This is a genomic window from Microbacterium salitolerans, assembly GCF_019720895.1.
Taxonomy (GTDB): Bacteria; Actinomycetota; Actinomycetes; order Actinomycetales; family Microbacteriaceae; genus Microbacterium.
This window is the reverse complement of sequence record NZ_JAHKSH010000004.1, coordinates 36,102-58,107: the sequence shown is the minus strand read 5'-3', so window position 1 is coordinate 58,107 and position 22,006 is coordinate 36,102. Positions and strand designations below refer to the sequence as shown.

The following is a 22,006-nucleotide window of genomic DNA, read 5'->3' as shown; positions in this document are numbered from 1 at the left end:
ATGACCGACCTGACGGCGGTGCGCGTCGCAGCGATCCAGCGACGCACCGTCGTCGTCCTGGGAATCGGACAGATCCTCGGCGGCATCGCCATGGGCGTCACCGTGTCCCTGGGTGCGCTCCTCGCGGCGCAGGTGTCCGGCTTCGACGGGCTGTCGGGCCTGGCGACCGCCGGGCTGACGCTCGGCGCCGCACTTCTCGCCGTGCCGCTCGCGGCCGCCGCGCGCCGCAGCGGACGGCGCATCTCCCTGACCGCGGGCATGCTCGTCGCCCTCCTCGGCATCGCCGTCGTCGTCCAGGCGACGGCAATGGGGGCGTTCTGGCTGCTCCTCACCGGCTTCGCCCTGATCGGCGCGGGTCAGGCCTCGAACCTGCAGTCGCGCTTCGCCGCGGCCGATCTCGCGGCCGACGCCACGCGCGGGCGCGACCTCTCACTCGTCGTGTGGGCGACGACTGTCGGATCCGTCCTCGGACCGAACCTCACGGGGCCCGGTGAGGCGATCGGCGAGGTCCTCGGTATGCCGCCCCTCACGGGTCCGTACGTGTTCGCCATCGCGGCGCAGGTCGCGGCGCTCGTCCTCTACGGGCTCTTCCTGCGTCCGGACCCGCTGAGGGTCGCGGCGCAGCTGGAGGCGTCGCGCCCTGCCGGCGGTCCCGCTCCGCGCGCCGACCGGCCCGTCGCGGCCCGGTACGCGATCATCGCCGTCGCGGGATCCCACGGCACGATGGTCGCGGTGATGGCGATGACTCCCGTGCATCTCGAGCAGCACGGGGCCTCGCTCAGCATCATCGGGTTCACGATCAGCCTGCACATCGCGGGGATGTACGGCCTGTCGCCCGTGTTCGGGATCCTCGCCGATCGGATCGGCCGCGTGGCGACCATCCTCGTCGGCCAGGGCCTGCTCGCCGCGTCGCTGGTCACCGCCGCGTTCGGGCAGGACAGCGCGGCCGCCGTGACCACCGCGCTCGTGCTGCTCGGCCTCGGCTGGAGCGCGTCGACGGTCGCGGGCGCCTCTCTCCTCACGGAGGCGACGACGCCCGTTCTGCGCACGGGGCGGCAGGGACGAAGCGATCTCACGATGAACCTGGTCGGTGCGGGCGGCGCGATCGCGGCGGGCGGGATCCTCGTATGGATCGGCTACGGCGGTCTCGCGCTCGTCGCGCTCGTCATCGTCGGCGTCGTCGCCGTGCTCTCTCCGCTGGGACGCAGGTGAAGAGGACGCCGCACAACTAGGATCGAGGACGATGTCTTCTGCACCCGATCTCCAGACCACTCAGGCCACCGGCAGCGATGTGCGCGTGCGCTTCTGCCCGTCGCCGACCGGCCTCCCGCACGTCGGTCTCATCCGCACGGCGCTGTTCAACTGGGCGTTCGCACGCCACCACGGCGGCACGCTCGTGTTCCGCATCGAAGACACCGACGCCGCGCGCGACAGCGAAGAGAGCTACGCGCAGCTGATCGACGCGCTCTCGTGGCTCGAGATCGACTGGGACGAGGGCGTCGAGGTCGGCGGCCCGCACGCGCCGTATCGACAGTCCCAGCGACACGACCTGCATCGCCAGGTGCTCGACACCCTCATCGAGAAGGGCCTGGTGTACGAGAGCTTCTCGACGGCAGAGGAGATCGACGCCCGCAACGAGGCGAACGGCCGGCCGAAGCAGCAGGGGTACGACAACTTCGACCGCGACCTCACCGAGGAGCAGAAGGCGGCGTTCCGTGCCGAGGGGCGCCAGCCGGCGCTCCGACTCAAGGTCCCCGATGAGGACATCACGTACGATGACCTCATCCGCGGCGAGGTGACGTTCCCGGCGGGCTCCTTCCCCGACTTCGTGATCGTCCGCCCCAACGGCATCCCGCTGTACACCTTCGTCAATCCCGTCGACGACGCGCTCATGGGGATCACGCACGTGCTCCGCGGAGAAGACCTCATGCCGTCGACGGCGCGCCAGATCGTGCTGTATCGCGCGCTCATCGAGGCGAGCGTGACGACCTTCATCCCGCGCTTCGGTCACATGCCCCTCGTGCTCGGCGACGGCAACAAGAAGCTGTCGAAGCGCGACCCGCGCGCCGACCTCTTCCTGCAGCGCGACAAGGGATTCATCCGCGAGGGGCTCCTCAACTACCTCGCGCTGCTCGGATGGTCGATCGCTCCCGACCGCGACGTGTTCTCGCTCGACGAGTTCGTGAAGGCGTTCGAGATCGAGAACGTCAACCCGAACCCGGCGCGCTTCGACCAGAAGAAGGCCGAGTCGATCAACGGCGATCACGTCCGCAGGCTCGAGGCCGATGACTTCGCCGAGCGACTCGTGCCGTACCTGCAGCAGGCCGAGGTTCTGGGCGCGCAGCCGTCGGACGACGAGAGGGCGCTCCTGAACGCCGCCGCGCCGCTCGTGCAGGAGCGGATGCAGCTGCTCGGCGATGCGGGGGACATGCTCGGCTTCCTTTTCCGCGATGACATCTCCTACGACGAGAAGGCGGTGGAGAAGCTGAAGGACGACGCCCCCGAGGTGCTGAACGCGTCGATCGCCGCCCTGCAGCTCGTCGACGACGCAGACTTCCGTGCGGAGCGGATCCAGGACGCGCTCGCGACGGCCCTCATCGAGGGTATGGAGCTCAAGCCGCGCGTCGCATACGGTCCGCCGCGCGTGGCGGTCTCCGGCCGTCAGGTCTCGCCGCCGCTGTTCGAGTCGATGGAGCTGCTCGGCAGGGAGCGCACGATCGCGCGTCTGCAGGCGCTCGTCGACCTGCTGGCGTCGCGGGCGTAGGTGCGACACGCCCCGGCTGCACGCCCGAATTGGCACCGTGTGTGACCTTCGGGTAAGCTAGTCACTTGTGACGGCGTGAGCCGGAGCGCCCTTGGGGTATGGTGTAATTGGCAACACGGCGGTTTCTGGTACCGTTGTTCTTGGTTCGAGTCCAGGTACCCCAGCTTTCAGAAAGACCCCCGGCACTGCCGGGGGTCTTCTTCTGTGTGGCGGACCGTGTGCTCGCTGTGGCACGCCGAGAAGGGGATCTCACATGGCGCTGACGCTCGATCTCTTCGGCACGTTCTTCTTCGCGCTCTCCGGATCGCTTCTCGCGGCACGACGAGGGTTCGACATCGTCGGATCCCTGCTGCTCGGCTCCCTGACGGGGCTCGGGGGAGGAGTCGTGCGCGATCTCGTCCTGGGCGTGCGCCCGACCGCGTTCGATCAGCCGATCCATCTCCTGCCTCCGCTCATCGCGGCCGGGATCGTCTACGTCCTTCACGTCCGGATGCAGAGGCTCCTGCGCCCTCTCCTCGTCTGCGACGCGGCGGGGCTCGGGCTGTTCTGCACGACGGGCGCCGTCAAGGCGCTCGAACACGGCATGAACCCCGTCGCCGCCGTGCTGCTCGGCGTCATGACCGGTGTGGGCGGAGGGCTGATACGTGACGTCGTCGCCAACCGCGACCCTCAGCTGTTCGATCCGCGTGACATCTACGCGCTCCCGGCGATGCTCGGTGCTGTGCTCATCACGGTGTTCTGGAGCGTCGGCTGGCATTCCTCCTGGGTGGCGCTGGCCGTCGCCGCGCTCGTGTTCGCCCTGCGACTGCTGTCGCTGCGATTCCGCTGGAGCGCCCCGCACGCCGTGCGGAAGCCCATTCTCGACGAGTGAGCGCCGTGAGGTCGCCGTGCGGAATGGCCCGCGCTGCCGCGTCGCCGGGGGAGGGTCGGAAAGTTCTTCCCGGAATATTGTGACGAGTGCGCCGGATCATGCGTCTTGGTGGTGTCGCCGCATTCGGCGGCCCCGCACGCCACGTGCGGGACAGGACGACCGAGGGAATCATCATGGCGAACGGATCCGGAGCCGAGAAGCAGATCGCGACACCGTCGAGCGGGCGCGTCGAGGGGGGCCTCGCCGGGAAGACGACCATCGACGACGGCGTCGTCGCGAAGATCGCCGGCATCGCCGCCCGAGAGGTCACCGGCGTGTACGCGCTCGGGGGCGGTGCCACGCGGGTCGTGGGGGCGATCCGAGATGCGCTCAACTCGACTGATCTCGGGCAGGGCATCAGCGTCGAGGTCGGCGAGAAGCAGGTGGCCGTCGATGTGACCGTCATGGCCGAGTACCCCGTGTCGCTCCAGAAGGTTGCGGATGACGTGCGGGCAGCGATCTACCGGGCCATGCAGGAGCTCGTCGGCATGGAGGTCGCCGAGGTCAACGTAACCGTCAACGACGTCCACATCCCGTCTGATGACGATGACGAGGAGCGGAGCCAGGAGGCGCGAGTCCGGTGACCACCACCGTGATGGGCGCCGGCGTCGGCGCAGTGCTGGCGGTGACCTGGATCGTGCTCGGCTTCTGGGCCGTAGTGGTCGTGGCGCTCGCCATGCTCGTCGGCGGTGTCGTCGGTCGGATCATGGACGGTCGCGTCGACGTGCGCGCTCTCGTCGATGCGCTCCGCGGAAGACGCACCTCCTCATGACCGCCGCGCGGGGAGCAGACGAGGTGACGATCCCGGGACGGACCACGATCACGGAGCGCGCCCTCGTGAGCCTCGCTGTCGGCGTCGTCCGCGAGGCGGCCGGTGTCTCGACGGAGGCCGTCTCGGTGCGACTCGCCGATGACCGTCGCGGCCTGCGCGCGTCCGTCGAGGTGCCCGTCGCGCTGGCCACCGGGCGGCACGCGACCATCGTCGAGCGCGCCGACAGCGTGCGATCCGCCGTGACAGACACCTTCGGCGAGCTCTCCGGACGGCGGATCGACGCCGTCGACATCCGTTTCACTCGCGCGCTGAGGCCGCAGGAGGGGAGGGTGCGATGACCATCGTGGACCCGGTCTATCGCCGCGTGGTCCGGCGTGAGACACAGGCTGCGCGGACTGCGCCGGCCGTCATCGTCGCACTGACCGTGCTCGCCCTCCTGGCTGCCGGAGCGGTGGTCGCGGTGGGGACGCTTCTTGATCCCGATCTGCGCGACGGACTCCGGGGAGCAGTGTCGGAGTTCGGCGAGCGCATCGATGCCGGCACGCTGGCGATCGGCGCGGGAGCGTCGCTGGGGGGCGCAGGAGTCCTTCTCGTCGCGGCGTCGATCGTCCCCGGGCGGCGGGGCCGTCACGCGCGGGTGCGAGGCCGCACCGCACTGGTGGTCGACGACGGCGTGATCGCCGACATCGTGGCGGATGCCGTCAGCGCACGGTGTGGACTCGATCGTGCGCGGACCTCGGCGACGATCGGTCGCCGTCGCGTCCGTGTCCGCATCGTCCCGACCAGCGGCGTGCCGGTGGACGACGCCCTGCCCAGCCGTGCGGCCAGGGAGGTCCTCGACGAGATCGGCTTCGATGCGGAGGTCTCCGTGACGGTGGCGGAGAAGGGAGTTGTCTCGTGAATGCGACCAACCGGATCGCGAACCGGGCGCTTCTGCTCGTGACGGGCGTGATCCTCCTCGCGGCCGGAACGGCGGCGATCATCGTCGCCACCCGCCCTGCGTGGGGGGTCACGGTCGTCGACGCCGCCGGTTCGTGGGCGGCGTCGCTCGCGCAGCGCACCGTCGACGTGCCGGTCGTCGGAGCGATGTCCACGCTGGCCGCGGTCGGCTTCGGCGCCGCAGCCCTCATCGGGGCGGGGCTCATCGCGTTCCTCGCGACACGCGGCGGTGGGCGGATGACGACCGTCGTCCATCTCGCCGGTCGCGGCGGAGACACGATCGTCGACGACGACGTCGCGGAGGCGCTTCTGACGGAGCCGCTGCGCGTGCGACCGGAGATCCTCGCCGCGCGGACGACCGTGTACCGCATCCAGCGGGCGCCCGCGATCCGTCTGGCCGTCACGGTCCGCCGAGGGGCGTCGCTGTCGCGCGTCCTGGCGACCATCGACAGCGCCGTGAGCGAGTGGGATGCGCTCGCGGGCACACACATGCCCATTGTGGTCCACCTCTCCGACCGAGGATGGTGGAGCACGTGGAGAGCCGACGTCCGGGTGCGCTGAGGCGCCTGGAATGAGACCGACGGCGCAGGCGCCGTCAGACGCCGGACCCGACCGGGCCCGGCTCACAGGGAAGGGGACGACATGAACAGCAAGGCAGAGGCTGCGGCCGACAAGCTCAAGGGCACCGCGAAGGAGGCGACCGGTCGCGTCACAGGCGACGATGAGCTCGTGGCCGAGGGCAAGGCCGACCAGGCGAAGGGCAAGCTCAAGAACGCGGCCGAGAACGTCAAGGACGCCGTGAGCGACGTCCGCGACGCCGGCACCAAATGACACGGGGCGCGGAGGGTGCTCCTGCCCGCCCCGCCGTCTCGACTCTCTACGAAAGGACACGCACATGGGTTTTCTCGGATTCCTCGTCCTCGGCCTGATCGCCGGGGCCATCGCGAAGCTCATCCTCCCCGGCAAGCAGGCGGGCGGGTGGTTCATCACGCTCCTGCTCGGCGTCGTCGGAGCGATGCTCGGCGGGTGGCTCGGATCGGTGATCTTCGACGTCGGGCTCGAGTCGTTCTTCTCGCTCTCGAGCTGGCTGCTGGCGATCGGCGGCTCGCTCATCGTGCTGCTGATCTACGGGGCGCTGACGGGACGGCGCGGCAAGAAGTGATCGGCGCGCCCGAGCCCGGCCGACGCGTGACGGTCGGGCTCGGGCGCGGGACGCGCGAGGAGGGGATGGGGAATGACGGATGATCGCGTGCGCGGTGCGCTGGAGGAAGCCGACGATCACATCGTCGCGGGACGCGCCGCCGATGGCGACACCGCGGCGTTCGCGGTCCTCGTCCGAAGGTATACGCCGATGATGCGCGCCTACACGCGTCGCATCATGCCGGGGAGCGCCGACGTCGACGACGTCGTGCAGGAGGCGTTCATCACCGCGTGGCAGCGCCTGCCGGAGCTGGAGGAGCCGTCTCGCCTCAAGAGCTGGCTCATGCGCATCGTGAGCAGACGAGCGATCGACCGGATTCGGGCGACGCGCCCGAGCGCCGACCTCGTGGTCGAGCCGCCGACGCCCGAGAGCACCTCGCCCACGCGCGTCACGGAGGCGCGCGCGGGGATCGAGGCGCTCGGCCAGGTCCTCGCCGAGCTCCCGGATGCCCAGCGACAGTGCTGGGTGCTGCGCGAGTTCGGCGGCTGCTCGTACGACGAGATCGCCGACGAGCTGGGCATCAGGACCACCACCGTGCGCGGGCTGCTCGCGCGCGCACGACAGCACATCATCGTTCGGATGGAGGAGTGGCGATGAACTCCGATCACCGCGATCCACGACCTGATCCGCTGAGGTTCGAGAAGGAAGACCTCGACGGCCACACGCTGGAAGAGCTGACCGACTATCTGGAGGCGGGGCGCTCGCCCGTCGATCGTTCGATCGAAGAATCCGCGGGTTGTCGGATCGCCCTCGACGCGCTCGAGCGGCTCCATGGGCTCTCGGCTGATCTGCAGGCGCACGACACCGCCGCGGAGCCTGCCGCCGACGACGCCTGGGTGCACCGAATCCTCGAGGGGATCGCGCTCGACGTGCGATCGGGGCGCCGCATCCCGATCGGTGAGCCGACCGCGGACGCCGACCTCGCCATCACCGAGGGCGCCCTGCGCGGTGTCATCCGGGCGGCGGAGCGCGCGGTTCCCGGCGTGGTCATCGGCCGGTGCCGCCTCGACGGAGACGTCGAGGCCGTCGGGGCGCCCGTGCGCATCCGCGTCGACGCGAGCGTGCCGTACGGTCAGCCGCTCCCGGACGCCGCGCGCGCGCTGCGTGACGCGATCTCGCGCGATCTCGCCGCGCACGTCGACCTCGACATCACGGCGGTCGACATCACGATCCACGACATCCAGGCGCTGCCGCGGGCCGCGGAGGAGGACCGATGAACGAGATGGACGACGCGGCGACGGCCTCCCGCATTGAAGCGGCGCTGCGCGACACGAACGGTGTGGCGACGCTCTTCGCGACCGGGGGCGTCGTCGCGCAGGCGACGGAGGCGGGAGCCCGACTCATCGGCCTCCGTGGGGCGGGCGCGCCGTTGGTGCGCGTCGGCCGCGACGGCGACGATCTGGTGGTCGAGGCGTCGATCGGCGTCGGCGTGGGGGCATCGACGTCCGAGACGGCGCGCGCGGCGTACGATGCGGTCCGTCGCGCGACGGCGGACGACAAGGTGCGGATCCGGCTGACCGTCGTGCACGTCGACGCGTCTCCGACGCCGTGAGGGCGCGGCGCTCTCTCGTCGTCGCGGAGGCGCGCTCAGCGCGCCCAGGTGAGGGACGCCGCGCCGTACCCGCCGACGTCGTGCTCGATCGTTCGCCCATCGACGAGGATCGGAGGCGGGACGGAGAGCAGGTCGCCGTGCGGTGATGCCACCGTGACGAGCGGCACGCCGAGGGGCTCCTCCGTGTCGTGCGGCACGCGTTCGGCGGCGAGCAGTGTGCGGGCTGCGCCGAGGAGGCTCGCGCGCACGGTGCCGCCGCAGCCGTCGGAGAGCAGTCGCAGGATGCGCGCGGCGAGGAGGGCGCCCGTGCTGTAGTCGAGCGCCTGGACGGGGAGGGCCCCCGGCGAACCGTCGTCGGATGCGCAGACGTCGGCGATGCCGGAGGCGGCCTGAACGATCGAGTCGAACCCCGCGCGATCTCCCCACGGGCCGTGTTCGCCCCACGCCGAGAGCGAGGCGACGACGAGATCCGGGCGGTCATGTGCGAGCGCCGCAGGCGAGAGGCCGAAGCGGTCCAGGGAACCGGGACGATACCCGATGAGGACGACGTCGGCCGACGCGACGAGCTGACGCACGGACGCGAGGTGCGCGCCGAGGTCGGCGACTGCCGAACGTTTTCCCATCCCCGTCACGAGGTGCTGATCGATGAGCTCCGGGAGGTGCGGCGGATCCACGCGCAGCACGTCCGCGCCGAGACAGGCCAGGAGCTGCGAGCACGAGGGGCCCGCGAGCACGCGTGTGAGGTCGAGCACGCGGATCCCGGCGAGCGGAGCGTCGTCGGTCGGCGTCACGGGGCACGCGGCCGCAGGAACGACGTCGATCCATGCATCGCCTGCCGTCGCCGCGCCGTGAGAGTGGTCGCGCCACTCGTGCTCCGTGCGCACGCGCGCCGCGATCCCGCCCGCGTCGACGACGACGGACTCGAGCTCGTCGGCCGTCATCGTCGCGGCGGCGCGATCGAGAGCGGGGCGGTCCGTCGCGCCCGTCGCGCGGGCGATCGCATCGGCATGGTGCGGGTAGTTCGCATGGACGCGCACGTGCCCGTCGGACGCGCGGATGAACCCGGACATCGGCGCCCACGGGTTCACCGCGTGACCGTCGACACGCAGGTGCGCGAACGCACCGAACGCCGCGCGCAGGAGCTCGGCGGTCGTCTCGGCGGCGACGGGACGACCGCGCGCCGCCGAGACGCGATCCACTTCTCGCGCGACCTGCTCGACGGACGAGATCGCGAGCGACTCGACGTCGAGCGGGCCGCGCCACCAGCGGCGGATCGTCACGCTCATGCGGTCAGGCTACGTCGCCGGTGGTATACCCGCGAGGGCACCTGCCGTCGCGGACGGGCCGGGGCAGAGCGGAATGACAAGATGGGATGTCGCGACAGTTCGCGCTCGGGGGAGGAACATGGCACACGCTCACGCCGGCATCTGGCACCCGCTGGATGTCTCACCGCCCACGGACCGCGCGGTCACGCGCGAGGACGAGGAGGCGTACCGCGAGCGACACGATATCGATCCGGCACCGCGCATGGACGTCAAAGCGGCCGCCTACAACGCACTCTCGCCGATCGCCCGCGTGCAGTTCGGCATGATCCGCCGAGGGAGTGGGAAAGCCGGGGCTGCTGGGAGGGATTCTCGCAGTCGTGGACGGAGTCCTCGCTGCGATCGGTTCCCTTTTCTGATGCGCGTCGCGACACGCGCGATCGTCATCGGGGAAGGACGCTGACGTGGAGCGAGAACGCGGCACCGCCTGGCCGTCGCTGAGGACGGACGTGCTCGGCGAGACGATCACCCGCGAGGACGAGAGCGCGTACCTCGAGCGCCACCACATCGAGCGCGCTGAGCGCCTCGGCCTCAAGGACGCGGTGATCGACGCCCTGTTGGCGCCGCTCACCCGCTGGGGGCTGGTCGCACACGTGCTCGGATGGAGCAGGGGGAAGCGGGGGTGGCGGCGCGCGGTGCTCTTCGTGCCGAGTGTCGTCATCGCGCTCGCGCTCACGGCCGTCGGTCTCGCCGCCGCGTTCCTGCTCGTCGTCCTCGCGTTCGCCTTCGCGGTGCTCGCGCTCCTCGACGTCGGCTTCATGCTTGTGGCCGGCACCGAAGGGGTCGTCGGCGAGGGGTGGCTGGTGACGCTGCCGATCGTCCTCGTGGGGGCAGGGCTGCTGCTCGGCGGCGTGTGGCGCCCCGTGCGCCGTCAGCGCCGCGAGGTGCGACGCGGGGTCGCCTTCGAGCGCCTCGCCGGGGCGAATGGAATGCAGTACAGCGCGCGGTTCCGCTCCTCTCGCGGAGACAGCAGGCCCGAGACGCTCTCCGGCTCCCTTCATCGCGTCCGCCGCCGTGGCGCCGGTCCGTTCGAGGCCGGCGTGATCGGCGGAGACCTCGAGGGCACGGGTGTGGGGAATGCGCGCGCTCGATGGGGATTCGCGGCGCTGCGCCTGCCGACGGGGTTGCCGCACATCCTCCTCGACGCGCGCGGATCGAACGGTCTGCTCTCGTCGAGTCTGCCCGGGATCTCGGAGCCGCACGGCAGTCAGCGCCTCGGGCTCGAAGGCGGATTCGACCGACACTTCACGCTCTACTGCCCCGAGGGCTATGAAACCGACGCGCTGTATCTGTTCTCGCCCGATGTCATGGAGCACCTGATCGACCGCGTCGCGCGCTACGACGTCGAGATCGTCGACGACTGGCTCGTCGTGTACTCGAAGAGGCGCCTCGGCACGACGGAGCCGGACGACTGGAAGGCGATGAACGAGACGCTCGGCGCGCTCGCCACGCGGATCGAGAGCTGGGGGCGCTGGCGCGACGAGCGGCACGTCGACGCCGAGCGTCGCGCGTCCGGTCGGGCGCTTCCGACGCCGCAGCGCGGAGCGGCGGGCGGTGGTCGCAGGTTGCGATTCGCGCCCAGCGCGACCGCCGTCTTCGGCATCATCGTCGCCGTCGTGCTGATCGGCATCGGCGCCTGGGGGATCTGGGGGATGGCGATGGAGTTCTTCCGCGACGTCGGCCAGCTGTTCTCCTGGATCGGCTCGCTGTTCTGAGCCGCCGGCGTCAGAGCTCGATTGTGTCGCCCGCATCGAGTTCGTGGAACGTGCCGCCGCCCTGTGCCGTCGCCCAGCGCAGGCGCTCTCGGTGCATCTTCAGGCCAACGGCCGACAGCGGCATGTCGTGCGTGCCGAACGCCTGACCCGGCGAGACGGCGAGCACGAAGTCCATGGCCTCGCCGATCTTCAGCCAGGGGGCGCCGATCGGTGCCGCGAGCATCGGGACCTCGATGCCCTCCGGCACCGCGTAGGAGTCGCCCGGGTAGTACAGCTGGTCGTCGACGAGCACTCCGATGTTGTCGATGAGTGGTATCGACGAGTGGATCTCGTTGTGCGTGCCACCGAAGAATCGCAGGCGGAAGGAACCTGCCGTCACCGCGTCTCCGGGTGCGACGACGGTCATGTCGACGGACGCCTTGTCCGCAGTCGCGGCCGTCGTGAACATCGGAACGCCGGGGAAGTCCGCGGCGAGGCGTTCGAGATGCGCCGGCGTCCAGTGATCCGGATGCTCGTGCGTGATGACGACCGCCGTGACGTTGTCGAGCTCCCCGAGATCGGGCACGAACCCGCCGGGGTCGATCACGAGCGTCTCGCCGGAGTTCTCGATGGTCAGGTAGGCATGTTCGTGCTTCGTGACGCGCATGCTCCGAGCATGCCACCGTGCGGGGTTCCGTTCGACCGCTTCCGCGAATAGGCTTCTCCGCGACGAGACACGCCCGGGCGGCGCGCAAAGCGTGGCCCGATTTTGCCGCGCGCTCAGAAACGATGTACAGTGATCTAGTTGCCGCGGCAGAGCGGGAACGAAAAGCAACAGAACAGATGCGGCCCCATCGTATAGCGGCCTAGTACGCTGGCCTCTCACGCCGGTAACGCGGGTTCGAATCCCGCTGGGGTCACCGCAGTCAGAACGCCCGGATCTTCGGATCCGGGCGTTCTGCGTTTCCGCAGGAGTCTCGCGGTGGGATCCTCGCGCGGGGCTTGTAAGCTGAGTGCTGCGAGAGGGAGTATCCCGTTCTTGCGCGCTTCGTCAGTACGGGCCTCGTCGGTGTGGCTCCGGGCGCGCACCGCCGGTTGTGCGGGGGAGAGACTTTCGTCCTCCATCGCACCCCGAAAGGACTCCGCTTGGACATCCCCGTCGCATTCGAGGTCGGCGCGCTCATCGTGCTCGTCCTCATCCTCATCGGCGACCTGCTGCTCATCCTGAAGCGGCCTCACATCCCCTCCACGCGAGAGTCGGCCCTCTGGGTCGGCTTCTACGTCACGCTCGCCCTCATCTTCGCGGCCGTGCTCTGGATGATCGGCGACCCCGATCACGCAGTCGAGTTCGTGAGCGGCTGGCTCACGGAATACAGCCTGTCGATCGACAATCTGTTCGTCTTCGTCCTGATCATGACCCAGTTCTCGGTGCCGCGGAAGTATCAGCAGGAGGTGCTGATGGTGGGCATCATCATCGCGCTCATCCTGCGCGCGGCCTTCATTCTGGTGGGCGCGGCCCTCATCGAGAACTTCAGCTGGATCTTCTACATCTTCGGCGCGTTCCTCGTATACACCGCCGCCCGGCAGGTGTTCGAGAACGAGCATCAGGAGGACGCGAAGAAGGAGACCTTCCTGGTGCGGCTCCTGCGCCGCTTCATTCCGATCCACGACACGTACGACGGCGCCAAGCTGACCACGGTCGTGAACGGGAAGAAGATCCTCACGCCGATGCTCATCGTCTTCCTGTCGATCGGCGTCACCGACCTCATCTTCGCGATCGACTCGATCCCGGCGATCTTCGGCATCACGCAGGATCCGTTCATCGTCTTCGCCGCGAACCTGTTCGCCCTCATGGGGCTGCGTCAGCTGTACTTCCTCCTGGGAGACCTGCTCGACCGGCTCCAGTACCTCAAGTACGGCGTCGCGTTCATCCTCGCGTTCATCGGCGCGAAGCTGTTCTTCCATGCCCTGCACGTCAACGAGCTGCCGTTCATCAACGGCGGCGAGCATGTCGAGTGGGCGCCCGAGATCAGCAACTGGACGTCCCTCGGCGTCATCGTGGCGTCGATCGTCGTCGCGACCGGGGCGAGCCTCATCGCGACCGCGGTGCGCAAGAAGAAGGTGCCCTCGGAGGAGATCTCCGAGAACTGACAGGTGCGCACGGTGTGATCCACGCACAATGCTCAGCCCCGATCGTCACGTGACGGTCGGGGCTGAGCATTCTGGTACTCTCGACGGGTGCGGTTCGCCAGGCTCCTCCTTAGCTGCCGCGACGGGATCACGCTGCAGTAGGCCTCCCCGTCGCGGAGTCAGTCGATGGCCGACACCCACGACGCGAAGGAGCTGACGCTGAGCATGTCCACCCCGAATTCGATCCCGGATCGCCCCCGCACTCTGGCCGAGAAGCTGTGGGATGACCATGTCGTCGTCCGCGGTGAGAACGGCGAACCCGACCTCATCTACATCGACCTCCATCTCGTCCACGAGGTGACGAGCCCCCAGGCGTTCGACGGCCTGCGGGAGGAGGGTCGAGAGCCCCGTCGCCTCGATCTCACGATCGCGACGGAGGACCACAACACTCCGACGCTCGACATCGACAAGCCGATCGCCGACCTCACGAGCCGCACGCAGGTCGACACGCTGCGCAGGAACGCCGCGGAGTTCGGCGTGCGTCTGCACTCGCTGGGCGATGCAGAACAGGGCATCGTCCACGTCGTCGGCCCGCAGCTGGGGCTCACGATGCCGGGCGTCACCGTCGTGTGCGGCGACAGCCACACGTCGACGCACGGGGCGTTCGGCGCCCTCGCCTTCGGCATCGGCACGAGCGAGGTCGAGCATGTCCTCGCCACGCAGACCCTCTCGCTGAAGCCGTTCAAGACGATGGCGATCACCGTCGAGGGCGACCTGAAGCCGGGCGTCACCGCCAAGGACATCGTCCTCGCCGTCATCGCGAAGATCGGCACGGGGGGCGGCCAGGGGTATGTCCTCGAGTTCCGCGGCAGCGCGATCCGCGCCCTCTCGATGGAGGGGCGCATGACCGTCTGCAACATGTCGATCGAGGCGGGTGCCCGCGCCGGCATGGTCGCACCCGACGAGACGACGTTCAAGTACGTCAAGGGCCGTCCGCACGCTCCGACGGGCGCCGACTGGGACGACGCCGTCGCGTACTGGAGATCGCTTCCGACCGACGAGGGTGCCGTGTTCGACGCCGAGGTGTTCCTCGACGCCGGCGAGCTCGAGCCGTTCGCGACGTGGGGCACGAACCCGGGCCAGGGCGTCTCGCTCAGCGAGTCCGTTCCCCTGCCCGAGTCGTTCGAGGATCCCGACGCGCGCGCCGCGGCCGAACGGGCCTGCCAGTACATGGATCTCGAGCCCGGCACCCCGATGAAGCAGATCGCCGTCGACGCCGTCTTCATGGGCTCGTGCACGAACAGTCGCATCGAGGATCTGCGGGCCTTCGCCTCGATCATCGAGGGGCGCCAGAAGGCCGATGGCGTGCGCGTCATGGTCGTGCCGGGATCCGCCCGTGTGCGCCTGCAGGCCGAAGCGGAGGGGATCGACAAGGTCGTCACCGATTTCGGTGCGGAGTGGCGCTTCGCCGGATGCTCGATGTGTCTCGGCATGAACCCCGACCAGCTCGCGCCGGGGGAGCGCTGCGCCTCCACGAGCAACCGCAACTTCGAGGGCCGTCAGGGCAAGGGCGGGCGCACGCACCTCGTGTCGCCCCTCGTGGCGGCGGCGACGGCGGTGCGCGGCACGCTGTCGAGCCCCAGCGACCTCGATTCGATCGACGAGCCCGCGCTGACGGGAGCGGAGGCCTGACATGCAGAAGTTCACGACCCACACCGGAGTCGCCGCGCCGCTCAAGCGCACCGACGTCGACACCGACCAGATCATTCCCGCGGTCTTCCTGAAGCGCGTCACGAAGACGGGCTTCGACGACGCGCTCTTCTCCTCCTGGCGCCAGGATGACGACTTCGTCCTCAACCAGGAGCCTTTCCGGAACGCGTCGATCCTCGTCGCCGGACGCGACTTCGGCACGGGATCCAGCCGCGAGCACGCGGTGTGGGCGCTGCGCGACTACGGCTTCCGCGTCGTCCTGTCCACGCGCTTCGGCGACATCTTCCGCGGCAACTCGGGTAAGCAGGGCCTCGTTGCCGCGACGATCTCTGAAGACGCGCTCGAGAGGTTCTGGGAGGCGATCGATCAGAATCCCGGCACGCAGATGACGGTGGACCTCGTCGAACGCACCGCCACGGTCGGCGACTTCACGGCCGGTTTCGAGATCGACGATTACACTAGGTGGCGGCTCCTCGAAGGGCTCGATGACATCGGGCTCACCCTGCGTCATCAGGACGAGATCACGCAGTTCGAGGCCCGCCGCGAGGCGTGGCGGCCACGGACCCTCCCGGTTCCGTGAGCTGAGGATCCTCCCCACCGCGGGGAGGACGGTTCGGCGGAAGTAAGTGAGGCTTCACTGGAATGACGCTCGTAGGCAGTGCACAGGCGACATCGTCTTCGACGCTGGGTGACGTTCTCGAGATCCGCGGCGGCAGGCCGCTCACGGGTCAGGTCGACGTCAAGGGCGCGAAGAACCTTGCGACGAAGGCGATGGTGGCCTCTCTGCTCGGAGAGACGCCGTCGACCCTGCGCGACGTTCCCGAGATCCGCGACGTCGAGGTGGTGCGATCGCTTCTCGAGGTCCACGGCGTCTCCGTCTCGGAGGGCGACGAACCGGGCTCGCTCGTGTTCGACACCGCGCAGGCCAAGTCGGCCAACTTCGAGGAGATCGATGCGCACGCGGGGTCGAGTCGCATTCCGATCCTCTTCTGCGGTCCGCTCCTGCACCTCCTCGGTCAGGCGTTCATCCCCGACCTCGGCGGCTGCCGCATCGGCGACCGTCCGATCGACTTCCACCTCGATGCGCTCCGCAACTTCGGCGCGGTCGTCGACAAGGAGCCGAACGGCATTCGTCTGTCGGCCCCCGACGGGCTGCATGGCGCCAGCATCGAGCTGCCGTATCCGAGTGTCGGCGCGACTGAGCAGGTGCTGCTCACCGCCGTGCGCGCGAAGGGCGTCACCGAGCTCCGGAACGCGGCGATCGAGCCCGAGATCATGGATCTCATCGGCGTGCTCCAGAAGATGGGCGCGATCATCTCGTACGAGCCGAACCGCGTCATCTTCATCGAGGGCGTCGACGAGCTCCACGGCTACGACCACCGCAGCCTGTTCGACCGCAACGAGGCCGCGTCCTGGGCGTGCGCTGCGCTCGCGACCGACGGCGAGATCTTCGTCAAGGGCGCGCGCCAGTACGAGATGCTCACGTTCCTCAACGTGTTCCGCAAGGTCGGCGGATCCTTCGACATCACCGACGAAGGGATCTGGTTCCGTCGCGCGGCGAAGCCGCTCAAGCCCGTCATGGTCGAGACCGACGTGCACCCCGGCTTCATGACCGACTGGCAGCAGCCGCTCATCGTCGCCCTCACGCAGGCCGAGGGCGTCTCGATCGTCCACGAGACCGTGTACGAGAACCGTCTGGGCTTCACACACGCGCTGGGTCAGATGGGCGCCGACATCGTCGTGCACCCGAAGGGGCTCGACGGCGCGTACCGGCGCGTCGCGCGTCGCGAGCTCGAGCAGGCCGCGGTCATCACCGGGCCGACGCCGCTGCACGGCGCCGACATCGTCGTCCCCGACCTCCGTGGCGGGTACGCCTACGTCATCGCCGCTCTCGCGGCCGAGGGCACGTCGCGCGTCTCGAACGTCGGCATCATCCGCCGCGGCTACGAGAAGTTCTTCGACAAGCTCACGGCTCTCGGCGCCGACTTCGACATTGTGGGCTGAGCGTGGCGAAGGCCTCGCGGGAGAAGACCCGCCCGAGCATGTTCTGGCCGCTCGCGGTCATCATCGTGCCCCTCGTGGGCTGGTTCGCGAAGATCGAGATCCGCGGGGCGGAGAAGCTCCCGCGCGAGGGCGCCTTCGTCCTCGCTCCGAATCATCACAGCGAGATCGATCCGCTGACGGTCGCCGCCGCGGTGTGGCGGATCGGACGTGCTCCGCGTTTCATGGCGAAGGAGAGCCTCTTCCGCATTCCGGTCCTCGGGGCGGCTCTGCGCGCGACCGGCATGGTGCCGGTGTCCCGCAGCGGGCGAGGAAAGAACGGTGCCTCTCAGTCGTTCCAGCAGGCGACGAGTCTCGTCGAGCATGCGCGCGGTCTCATCGTCTACCCCGAGGGAACGCTCACGCGCGACCCTGATCTCTGGCCGATGCGCGGCAAGTCCGGCGCTGTGCGACTCGCGATGGCCGGCGACATCCCGCTCATTCCGCTGGCGCACTGGGGCGAGCAGCAGTTCATGCCCCGCTACGGGCGGCTGCGGCTGCTCCCGCCGCGGCGTCGCGTGACCGTCGTTCTGGGCGACCCCGTCGACCTGTCCGATCTGAGGGGGCGCGAACACGAGAAGGGCGTCTACACCGAGGCCACCGATCGCGTGATGCAGGCCATCACATCGGGCGTCGAGGAGCTCCGTGGGGAGACCGCGCCCACCGATCGATGGGATCCCGTGAAGAACGGTCAGAGCGAGACGGGGCGCCTGTGACGGCCCGCGTCACGGTCCTCGGCGCGGGGAGCTGGGGGACGACCTTCGGCAAGATCCTCGCCGACGGCGGATCCCGCGTGACGATGTGGGCGCGTCGGCCCGAGCTCGCGCACGAGATCGACGAGGCGAAGCGCAACTCGCAGTATCTCCCGGGCATCAACCTGCCGCGCTCGATGCGCGCGACGCACCGGATCGCGGCGGCGCTCGACGGCGCCGACCAGATCTTCCTGTCGGTGCCGAGCAAGTCTGCGCGCGACACTCTCAAGCAGCTGCGACCGATCCTCGCGCAGACCGACGCGCCGATCGTGAGCCTCATGAAGGGCGTCGAGAAGAAGAGCGGCCTGCGCATGAGCCAGGTCATCGCCGAGGTGCTCGCCTGCGATCCCGCGCGCATCGCCGTCGCGAGCGGGCCGAATCTCGCGCTCGAGATCGCGAAGGAGCAGCCGACCGCCGCGGTCATGTCGTCGCAGAGCGCTGAGACCGCGGCTGCCGTCGCCCGCACCGCGTCGAACCGCTACTTCCGCACGTTCGTGAACACCGACGTCGCGGGCACCGAGTTCGGCGGCGTGCTGAAGAACCTCATCGCCGTCGCGATCGGGATCGTCGACGGCGTCGGATACGGCGAGAACACGAAAGCATCGATCATCACACGTGGTCTCGTCGAGATGACCGATTTCGCGGTGGCGTACGGCGCGCAGCCCGAGACGATGCAGGGGCTGGCCGGCCTCGGCGATCTCATCGCTACGTGCCAGTCGCCGCTCAGCCGCAACAACACGGCGGGCCGGCTCCTGGGGCAGGGGTATACGCTCCAGGACGTCGTCTCGCACATGGAGCAGACGGCGGAGGGGCTCGGATCCGTCGCCCCGATCCTCCAGCTCGCGAAGGCGAAGGGCGTGGACATGCCCATCGTCGAGCAGGTGAAGATGGTGCTGGACGGCACGATGGAGCCTCGCGATATCGCCCCCCATCTCACCACCGACGACGACACTCCGCAGGAGGAGACGCAGTATGGCACCAGCGACCGTGGCGGTCCTCTTCGGCGGGCGTTCGAGCGAGCACGAGATCTCCTCGGCGACGGCGGGCGGCGTGCTCAGCGCGATTGATCGCGACCGCTATCGCGTGATTCCCGTCGGGATCACGCGCGACGGCGTCTTCGTGCTCGAGCAGGACGATCCGGGCCGCTTCCGGCTCGACGCCGACAGGCTGCCGGAGGTCGTCGACAACGGCACGCGGATCCTGTGGCCGATGCCCGGCGGGTCGCGCGAGCTGCGCGTCGCGCGCGCGGACGGAACGATCGATTCGCTCGGCGAGATCGACGCCGTGCTGCCGATCCTGCACGGTCTGCACGGCGAGGACGGCACGATCCAGGGCTTCCTCGACATCCTCGAGGTCCCGTACGCGGGCGGAGGGGTGATCGACTCCGCGATCTGCATGGACAAGCACTTCATGAAGATCGCGCTCCAGGCCGACGGGATCCCCGTCGCTCCGGGCATCACCGTGCGGCGGACGCGCTGGGAATCGCATGACGGCGACGTGCGCGCCGAGGTCGACGGTCTCGGGTATCCCGTGTTCGTGAAGCCCGCGCGCGCCGGGTCGAGCGTGGGCGTCTCGAAGGCTCATGACGCGAGCGAGCTCGATCAGGCGATGCGCACGGCGCTCGACGAGGACGACAAGGTGCTCGTGGAGCGGGCGGTCGTCGGTCGCGAGATCGAGGTCGCCGTGCTCGCGGGGCGCGACGGCGCGCCGACGCGTGCGTCGCTGCCGGGCGAGATCGTGCTGACCTCGCGTGAGTTCTACGACTTCGAAGGCAAGTACCTGGGCGGAGACGGGGCCGAGGTCGTGTGCCCCGCCGATCTCGCCGACGACGAGATGGCGCGCATCCGCGCGCTCGGAGCGCGGGCCTTCGACGCCGTCGAAGGGCGGGGGCTCGCGCGCGTCGATGTCTTCCTCACGGAAGACGGAGACATCATCGTCAACGAGCTCAACACGATGCCGGGCTTCACGCCCATCTCGATGTATCCGAAGTGCTGGGTTGCGTCAGGGCTGAGCTACGCCGACCTCATCACCGAGCTCATCGAGCTCGGTCGCGCGGGATAGCGCGGCCTCCTCGCGCCCGCCGCGTCGGCGTCGGCGCGCGTCAGGTGCCCGTCTGTGGTGCGGAGTCCTCCTGCGCCTCGTCGGGATCCAGGCAGCGGCTGTCACGCGGCAGCTGGCCGACGGCGTTCGCGAGAGCAGACAGCACATCGTTGCTGCTGATCGAATCGGTGTCCACGTACACCTGCGCGGCAGGGGTGCGGCCGTATGTCGTCATGCGCAGGTTCGGGAAGTCGGTCTCGTCGACGAGCCAGTCGACGCCGCCGACCGTCACGCACTGCAGTGTCGAGGGCGCGGGCGGCTCGAGCCCGCAGCGGAGCAGTACGACGCTGGGGTCGCCCCATGCGGCGGTCGCCTGCGCGTCGGTCCAGACGCGGGAGACGTCGCCGAGCGCCTCCGGAACGCGCACGCTGACGTCGGCGCAGAGGGGATCCTCGGCGTGCGCCGCGGGTTCGAGATGTACGGTCGGCGTGCATCCGGCGAGAGCCACGGCGGCCCCGAGCGCGCAGAGGGCGAGAAGACGGCGGATCACCGCTCCAGCCTATTCGCCATACTCTGGACGGATGCATGAACCCACGACGGTCGGACAGCTGGCAGAGCGCGAGATCCTGCGGCGCATCGCCGCGCGCACGGGAACGGCGCAGGCCGCGACGGTCGGACCCGGCGACGACGCCGCCGTGATCCGCACGTCCGGGTCGGTCATCGCGACGACCGACACGCTCGTCGACGGACCCGACTTCCGCCGCGCGTGGACGAGCGGATACGACCTGGGGTGGAAGTCCGCGGCCGTCAACCTCGCCGACGTCGCGGCGATGGGGGCACGTCCCACCGCGCTGCTCGTCGCACTCGCGATGCCGAACGACACCGACATCTCCTTCGTCGAGCAGCTGGCAGACGGTTTGCGCGACGCGTGCGACTCGCTGGCGCCCGGCTGCGCTGTCGTCGGCGGCGACCTCACGCAGTCGGCCGTGCTGACGGTCGCCGTGACGGCGCTCGGCGATACCGAGGGGCGGGAGCCCGTGCTCCGATCCGGTGCTCGTATGGGGGATGTCGTGGCGATCGCCGGCGAGATGGGAGTGGCCGCGCGCGGGCTCGATCTGCTGTTCTCACGATTCCGCGACGGCGAGGGCCACGCGCTCCCCATCGATCGCAGCCGCCTCCTCGACGACGATCTGCGCGCGATCGACATGCAGCTCCGCCCGCAGCCGCCGATCGGTCTGGGCGTCGTGGCGGCGCTCGGCGGCGCGACCGCGATGATGGACGTGTCCGATGGTCTCGCGCTCGATGCGAGCCGCCTCGCCGATGCGTCTGATGTCACGCTCGACCTGGACAGGGCGAGGCTGGGCGCGGATCCCGATCGCGCGCTGTCGGGAGGCGAGGACCACGCCCTGCTCGCGACGTTCTCGGAGACGGAGCTGCCTCCGGGGTTCCGCGAGATCGGTCGCGTGCGGGCGCGCGGCGCGCAGCCGGTCCTCGTCGACGGGTCCGTCTCCGACGGCGCGGGCGGATGGGATCCGTATCGGGACTGGGACGGTCAGGCGTCCTGAGGGGGCTCACCCCACCACAGCGTCGTGTCGCCGTAGCCTTTCGCTCGCAGCGCGACGAGCCCGGCCGACTGCCAGTCGGGTTCGCCCGACCGGGTCGCCCGCTCGACGATGACGATCGCGTCGGGCGCCAAGAGCGGCGCCAGGGCGCGGAGATCATCCGCGAGGACGGATCCGTCGAGATCGTAGGGCGGGTCGACGAACGCGAGGTCGTACGTGCGCTGCGACGCCCGGAGGAAGGGCTGCACCGACGTCTGATGAGTGCGGGCGACCGCGCCGGACGCCTTCTCGACTCGGGCGGCGTTGCGGCGGACGATCTGGGCCGCCTTCTGCCCCTTCTCGACGAGATCGCAATGGGAGGCGCCGCGACTCAGGGCCTCGAGACCGAGGGCGCCGGATCCGGCGTAGAGGTCGACGACGACCGTGCCGTCGAGCAGGCCGGTGCTCTCGAGCGCGCCGAAGAGCGACTCGCGCACGCGGTCGCTCGTCGGCCTGGTGCCGGCGGGAGGGACGTCGAGGCGCACGCCCCCCGCACGTCCCGCGATGATTCTCGTCACGTCATCCACAGTATCCAGACGCACGTGAAGGAATGTCGGGCATCGAAACTATGATCGAACG

General features: G+C 69.6%; 26 protein-coding genes and 2 tRNA genes. 24 read left to right on the top strand and 4 right to left on the bottom strand.

The window, feature by feature from the left end:
* From KOL93_RS09855 to KOL93_RS09790, 14 genes are all read left to right on the top strand, one after another.
* Window positions 1–1,212 (top strand): MFS transporter, encoded by a 1,212-nt coding sequence (locus KOL93_RS09855; RefSeq protein ID WP_221585197.1) that lies wholly within the window; start codon window positions 1–3, stop codon window positions 1,210–1,212.
* A 31-nt stretch (window positions 1,213–1,243) separates the two neighbouring features.
* Window positions 1,244–2,764 carry a glutamate--tRNA ligase gene (gene gltX / locus KOL93_RS09850; RefSeq protein ID WP_221585196.1) on the top strand — a complete coding sequence of 507 codons (1,521 nt, stop codon included), beginning with the start codon at window positions 1,244–1,246 and terminating at the stop codon, window positions 2,762–2,764.
* Between the two features lie 92 nt (window positions 2,765–2,856).
* Window positions 2,857–2,928: transfer RNA gene (locus KOL93_RS09845), tRNA-Gln, on the top strand.
* 89 nt (window positions 2,929–3,017) lie between these two features.
* Window positions 3,018–3,635, top strand: a complete 618-nt coding sequence (locus KOL93_RS09840) for a trimeric intracellular cation channel family protein (RefSeq protein ID WP_221585195.1) — start codon at window positions 3,018–3,020, stop codon at window positions 3,633–3,635.
* Window positions 3,636–3,808: 173 nt separating this feature from the next.
* Window positions 3,809–4,258, top strand: coding sequence for an Asp23/Gls24 family envelope stress response protein (locus KOL93_RS09835; protein ID WP_221585194.1), 450 nt, complete (start codon window positions 3,809–3,811; stop codon window positions 4,256–4,258).
* Window positions 4,255–4,446, top strand: a complete 192-nt coding sequence (locus tag KOL93_RS09830) for a DUF2273 domain-containing protein (RefSeq protein ID WP_221585193.1) — start codon at window positions 4,255–4,257, stop codon at window positions 4,444–4,446. Before KOL93_RS09835 ends, KOL93_RS09830 begins: the two co-directional genes overlap by 4 nt.
* Entirely contained in the window at window positions 4,443–4,784 is a 342-nt protein-coding gene (locus tag KOL93_RS09825; protein WP_221585192.1) for a hypothetical protein, read from the top strand. The genes KOL93_RS09830 and KOL93_RS09825 overlap by 4 nt, the downstream gene beginning before the upstream one ends.
* Entirely contained in the window at window positions 4,781–5,347 is a 567-nt protein-coding gene (locus tag KOL93_RS09820) for a hypothetical protein (RefSeq protein ID WP_221585191.1), read from the top strand. The genes KOL93_RS09825 and KOL93_RS09820 overlap by 4 nt, the downstream gene beginning before the upstream one ends.
* The gene (locus tag KOL93_RS09815) at window positions 5,344–5,946 is read left to right on the top strand and encodes a hypothetical protein (protein WP_221585190.1); all 603 of its coding nucleotides are present in this window, start codon (window positions 5,344–5,346) and stop codon (window positions 5,944–5,946) included. Before KOL93_RS09820 ends, KOL93_RS09815 begins: the two co-directional genes overlap by 4 nt.
* An 81-nt stretch (window positions 5,947–6,027) precedes the next feature.
* On the top strand, window positions 6,028–6,216 hold the full coding sequence (locus KOL93_RS09810) for a CsbD family protein (protein ID WP_221585189.1): 189 nt from the start codon (window positions 6,028–6,030) through the stop codon (window positions 6,214–6,216).
* Between the two features lie 64 nt (window positions 6,217–6,280).
* The gene (locus tag KOL93_RS09805; protein ID WP_221585188.1) at window positions 6,281–6,547 is read left to right on the top strand and encodes a GlsB/YeaQ/YmgE family stress response membrane protein; all 267 of its coding nucleotides are present in this window, start codon (window positions 6,281–6,283) and stop codon (window positions 6,545–6,547) included.
* A 72-nt stretch (window positions 6,548–6,619) separates the two neighbouring features.
* Window positions 6,620–7,183 (top strand): RNA polymerase sigma factor, encoded by a 564-nt coding sequence (locus tag KOL93_RS09800; RefSeq protein WP_221585187.1) that lies wholly within the window; start codon window positions 6,620–6,622, stop codon window positions 7,181–7,183.
* Entirely contained in the window at window positions 7,180–7,803 is a 624-nt protein-coding gene (locus KOL93_RS09795) for an Asp23/Gls24 family envelope stress response protein (protein ID WP_221585186.1), read from the top strand. The genes KOL93_RS09800 and KOL93_RS09795 overlap by 4 nt, the downstream gene beginning before the upstream one ends.
* Window positions 7,800–8,138 (top strand): hypothetical protein, encoded by a 339-nt coding sequence (locus tag KOL93_RS09790; protein WP_221585185.1) that lies wholly within the window; start codon window positions 7,800–7,802, stop codon window positions 8,136–8,138. Before KOL93_RS09795 ends, KOL93_RS09790 begins: the two co-directional genes overlap by 4 nt.
* A 35-nt stretch (window positions 8,139–8,173) precedes the next feature.
* Here KOL93_RS09790 and KOL93_RS09785 read toward each other — a convergent pair whose 3' ends face one another.
* Window positions 8,174–9,424, bottom strand: coding sequence for a CoA transferase (locus KOL93_RS09785; protein ID WP_221585184.1), 1,251 nt, complete (start codon window positions 9,422–9,424; stop codon window positions 8,174–8,176).
* Between the two features lie 440 nt (window positions 9,425–9,864).
* On the opposite strand from KOL93_RS09785, the gene KOL93_RS09780 reads away from it, so the two are divergent.
* The gene (locus KOL93_RS09780) at window positions 9,865–11,175 is read left to right on the top strand and encodes a hypothetical protein (protein WP_221585183.1); all 1,311 of its coding nucleotides are present in this window, start codon (window positions 9,865–9,867) and stop codon (window positions 11,173–11,175) included.
* A 10-nt stretch (window positions 11,176–11,185) separates the two neighbouring features.
* Here the strand turns inward: KOL93_RS09780 and KOL93_RS09775 are convergent, their stop codons facing one another.
* Window positions 11,186–11,821, bottom strand: a complete 636-nt coding sequence (locus KOL93_RS09775; protein WP_221585182.1) for an MBL fold metallo-hydrolase — start codon at window positions 11,819–11,821, stop codon at window positions 11,186–11,188.
* Window positions 11,822–12,001: 180 nt separating this feature from the next.
* Between KOL93_RS09775 and KOL93_RS09770 the strand changes: the two genes are divergently transcribed.
* The 8 genes from KOL93_RS09770 to KOL93_RS09735 all read left to right on the top strand — a co-directional run bounded on the left by KOL93_RS09770 (window position 12,002) and on the right by KOL93_RS09735 (window position 19,847).
* A tRNA-Glu gene (locus KOL93_RS09770) sits at window positions 12,002–12,074 on the top strand.
* A gap of 226 nt (window positions 12,075–12,300) precedes the next feature.
* Window positions 12,301–13,305, top strand: a complete 1,005-nt coding sequence (locus KOL93_RS09765) for a TerC family protein (RefSeq protein ID WP_221585181.1) — start codon at window positions 12,301–12,303, stop codon at window positions 13,303–13,305.
* Window positions 13,306–13,509: 204 nt separating this feature from the next.
* Window positions 13,510–14,976: a 3-isopropylmalate dehydratase large subunit gene (leuC, locus tag KOL93_RS09760; RefSeq protein WP_221585593.1), complete on the top strand. Its 1,467-nt coding sequence runs from the start codon at window positions 13,510–13,512 to the stop codon at window positions 14,974–14,976.
* Window position 14,977: 1 nt separating this feature from the next.
* Window positions 14,978–15,574 (top strand): 3-isopropylmalate dehydratase small subunit, encoded by a 597-nt coding sequence (gene leuD / locus KOL93_RS09755; RefSeq protein ID WP_221585180.1) that lies wholly within the window; start codon window positions 14,978–14,980, stop codon window positions 15,572–15,574.
* Between the two features lie 62 nt (window positions 15,575–15,636).
* Window positions 15,637–16,998: a UDP-N-acetylglucosamine 1-carboxyvinyltransferase gene (gene murA / locus KOL93_RS09750; protein ID WP_221585179.1), complete on the top strand. Its 1,362-nt coding sequence runs from the start codon at window positions 15,637–15,639 to the stop codon at window positions 16,996–16,998.
* A gap of 38 nt (window positions 16,999–17,036) precedes the next feature.
* Entirely contained in the window at window positions 17,037–17,750 is a 714-nt protein-coding gene (locus KOL93_RS09745; RefSeq protein ID WP_221585592.1) for a lysophospholipid acyltransferase family protein, read from the top strand.
* Window positions 17,705–18,853, top strand: coding sequence for an NAD(P)H-dependent glycerol-3-phosphate dehydrogenase (locus tag KOL93_RS09740; protein ID WP_221585178.1), 1,149 nt, complete (start codon window positions 17,705–17,707; stop codon window positions 18,851–18,853). The genes KOL93_RS09745 and KOL93_RS09740 overlap by 46 nt, the downstream gene beginning before the upstream one ends.
* The gene (locus tag KOL93_RS09735) at window positions 18,759–19,847 is read left to right on the top strand and encodes a D-alanine--D-alanine ligase family protein (RefSeq protein ID WP_221585177.1); all 1,089 of its coding nucleotides are present in this window, start codon (window positions 18,759–18,761) and stop codon (window positions 19,845–19,847) included. The genes KOL93_RS09740 and KOL93_RS09735 overlap by 95 nt, the downstream gene beginning before the upstream one ends.
* 40 nt (window positions 19,848–19,887) lie before the next feature.
* On the opposite strand, the gene KOL93_RS09730 is transcribed toward KOL93_RS09735, so the two are convergent.
* Window positions 19,888–20,376 carry a DUF3515 family protein gene (locus KOL93_RS09730; RefSeq protein ID WP_221585176.1) on the bottom strand — a complete coding sequence of 163 codons (489 nt, stop codon included), beginning with the start codon at window positions 20,374–20,376 and terminating at the stop codon, window positions 19,888–19,890.
* A gap of 31 nt (window positions 20,377–20,407) precedes the next feature.
* On the opposite strand from KOL93_RS09730, the gene thiL reads away from it, so the two are divergent.
* Window positions 20,408–21,391 (top strand): thiamine-phosphate kinase, encoded by a 984-nt coding sequence (thiL, locus tag KOL93_RS09725; RefSeq protein ID WP_221585175.1) that lies wholly within the window; start codon window positions 20,408–20,410, stop codon window positions 21,389–21,391.
* On the opposite strand, the gene rsmD is transcribed toward thiL, so the two are convergent.
* The gene (gene rsmD, locus KOL93_RS09720; RefSeq protein ID WP_221585174.1) at window positions 21,379–21,945 is read right to left on the bottom strand and encodes a 16S rRNA (guanine(966)-N(2))-methyltransferase RsmD; all 567 of its coding nucleotides are present in this window, start codon (window positions 21,943–21,945) and stop codon (window positions 21,379–21,381) included. The genes thiL and rsmD overlap by 13 nt on opposite strands.
* Window positions 21,946–22,006 lie beyond the last annotated feature (61 nt).

Coding starts and splice junctions, on each gene's coding strand:
- KOL93_RS09855 (WP_221585197.1), top strand. CDS start 1: ATGACCGACCTGACGGCGGTGCGCGTCGCAGCGATCCAGCGACGCACC.
- gltX (WP_221585196.1), top strand. CDS start 1,244: ATGTCTTCTGCACCCGATCTCCAGACCACTCAGGCCACCGGCAGCGAT.
- KOL93_RS09840 (WP_221585195.1), top strand. CDS start 3,018: ATGGCGCTGACGCTCGATCTCTTCGGCACGTTCTTCTTCGCGCTCTCC.
- KOL93_RS09835 (WP_221585194.1), top strand. CDS start 3,809: ATGGCGAACGGATCCGGAGCCGAGAAGCAGATCGCGACACCGTCGAGC.
- KOL93_RS09825 (WP_221585192.1), top strand. CDS start 4,443: ATGACCGCCGCGCGGGGAGCAGACGAGGTGACGATCCCGGGACGGACC.
- KOL93_RS09820 (WP_221585191.1), top strand. CDS start 4,781: ATGACCATCGTGGACCCGGTCTATCGCCGCGTGGTCCGGCGTGAGACA.
- KOL93_RS09810 (WP_221585189.1), top strand. CDS start 6,028: ATGAACAGCAAGGCAGAGGCTGCGGCCGACAAGCTCAAGGGCACCGCG.
- KOL93_RS09805 (WP_221585188.1), top strand. CDS start 6,281: ATGGGTTTTCTCGGATTCCTCGTCCTCGGCCTGATCGCCGGGGCCATC.
- KOL93_RS09800 (WP_221585187.1), top strand. CDS start 6,620: ATGACGGATGATCGCGTGCGCGGTGCGCTGGAGGAAGCCGACGATCAC.
- KOL93_RS09795 (WP_221585186.1), top strand. CDS start 7,180: ATGAACTCCGATCACCGCGATCCACGACCTGATCCGCTGAGGTTCGAG.
- KOL93_RS09790 (WP_221585185.1), top strand. CDS start 7,800: ATGAACGAGATGGACGACGCGGCGACGGCCTCCCGCATTGAAGCGGCG.
- KOL93_RS09785 (WP_221585184.1), bottom strand. CDS start 9,424: ATGAGCGTGACGATCCGCCGCTGGTGGCGCGGCCCGCTCGACGTCGAG.
- KOL93_RS09775 (WP_221585182.1), bottom strand. CDS start 11,821: ATGCGCGTCACGAAGCACGAACATGCCTACCTGACCATCGAGAACTCC.
- leuC (WP_221585593.1), top strand. CDS start 13,510: ATGTCCACCCCGAATTCGATCCCGGATCGCCCCCGCACTCTGGCCGAG.
- leuD (WP_221585180.1), top strand. CDS start 14,978: ATGCAGAAGTTCACGACCCACACCGGAGTCGCCGCGCCGCTCAAGCGC.
- murA (WP_221585179.1), top strand. CDS start 15,637: ATGACGCTCGTAGGCAGTGCACAGGCGACATCGTCTTCGACGCTGGGT.
- KOL93_RS09745 (WP_221585592.1), top strand. CDS start 17,037: ATGTTCTGGCCGCTCGCGGTCATCATCGTGCCCCTCGTGGGCTGGTTC.
- KOL93_RS09740 (WP_221585178.1), top strand. CDS start 17,705: ATGGGATCCCGTGAAGAACGGTCAGAGCGAGACGGGGCGCCTGTGACG.
- KOL93_RS09735 (WP_221585177.1), top strand. CDS start 18,759: ATGGCACCAGCGACCGTGGCGGTCCTCTTCGGCGGGCGTTCGAGCGAG.
- thiL (WP_221585175.1), top strand. CDS start 20,408: ATGCATGAACCCACGACGGTCGGACAGCTGGCAGAGCGCGAGATCCTG.